Source organism: Anaerophaga thermohalophila DSM 12881 (genome assembly GCF_000191885.1).
Taxonomy (GTDB): Bacteria; Bacteroidota; Bacteroidia; order Bacteroidales; family Marinilabiliaceae; genus Anaerophaga; species Anaerophaga thermohalophila.
The window spans coordinates 1-1,407 of sequence record NZ_AEWI01000191.1; the positions used below are offsets into that span (position 1 = coordinate 1).

At 39.9% G+C, this 1,407-nt stretch carries 1 protein-coding gene; it reads left to right on the top strand.

Features of this window, described 5'->3' with window-relative positions:
- The first annotated feature begins 288 nt into the window (after positions 1 to 288).
- Positions 289 to 1,266 carry a hypothetical protein gene (locus tag ATH1_RS0117555; protein ID WP_010424931.1) on the top strand — a complete coding sequence of 326 codons (978 nt, stop codon included), beginning with the start codon at positions 289 to 291 and terminating at the stop codon, positions 1,264 to 1,266.
- Positions 1,267 to 1,407 lie beyond the last annotated feature (141 nt).

Here is a 1,407-nt window from a genome sequence, read left to right on the forward strand (position 1 = left end):
CTTAGCTGAAACGAGTACCTTTCTATCTGTGGAGATGTTAATTTCCTTGCAACGGATCAATACTTAACCTTTGACGGTGGTACCCAACTGTTACACTCCTGCAGGCGGAAAGGGCCACAGGATTTCGTCAGGTTCGAAGCTCAAATCAATCCTTTTGATATACAAATTCCCATTAAGGAAAGAACGCTAAACACCGACATCGAAGAATTAAGCCATCATTTTTACCTTCAACTGGATTCAACCCATATTTACAGTGCTTTTCTTGAAAAAAGCAAGCGCATTAATAATTTGCCTGTCATCGAAGCACACGGCCTGTTAAGATACAACAAAGAATTAAGCAGCTTCGAAATAGCCCAAAAAGAAAAACTCGCCCGACCCGATTCTGCCGGTAATATTTTGCGTTTTCATAGTGAAGATTGTATTGTCAGCGGTACCGGAAAACTTGATCCCGGACTCGATCTGGAACAGGTAAAGCTGCACGCATCAGGTACTATTAAAGATGACCGAAACTTTAATGAGATAGAACTTGACGCATTATTTGGAGCATCTTTCATGCTGGATAACAACAGCATTCAAACAATGGCCAATATCATCCGGGGTTCAAAAGCAAAGGATGCAAAACCGGATAAAGAAAAACTGGAAAAAAGATTACGAGAATGGACCAACAGCAAAAAAGCAAAAGAGATAGCTGACCTTTTGCAGCCAACGACCGATCTTACTGAAATACTGCCGGAACATATCAAACATACCCTCTGTTTTACCGACATTCATTTCAAGTGGGACACGCCATCGCGATCCTATTATGCTGATGGAAAAGCAACACTCGGATGGATTAAAGGCCAGGCTATTGCCAAAGAAGTCGATGTAAAAGCCTTAATATCAAGAAGCAGAGGCGGCAATTCCTTCGAAATACACATTCAGGCAGATAACGATAACTGGTTCTTTTTCAGCTATAGTAATGAAAAAATGCTGATTCTATCCTCGTCCGAAGCATTTAACACAGGAATACAATCATTGGATATTGACGAAAGAAAAATGAAGACAGGTCTTGGTCAGGATAATTATGTGTTCCAGATCGGGAACAATAATCGCCTCAAAAAATTTATGGAATTCTTTGAAGAACCGCTCCCCGAGGAAAATGATGCCATCATAGATGAAAAGGAAGAAGCACCTGTTACAGAAAATCCTGCAGATGAACGGGATACAGAAAATGACGCTAATAAAAACGAAATAAACAATGTAACACGAGAAGCACAGGAAGACTGAACCCTTTCCCGAACATCCGCATTCAGATTACATCGTCCGATTTTTAAAAATTACATCTGTATAAAATTTATTTATTAAAGTCTGATGGAACCCGCATGATTGAGATTTATACATGTCCTTTTGTGACAAACCTTGTCATGC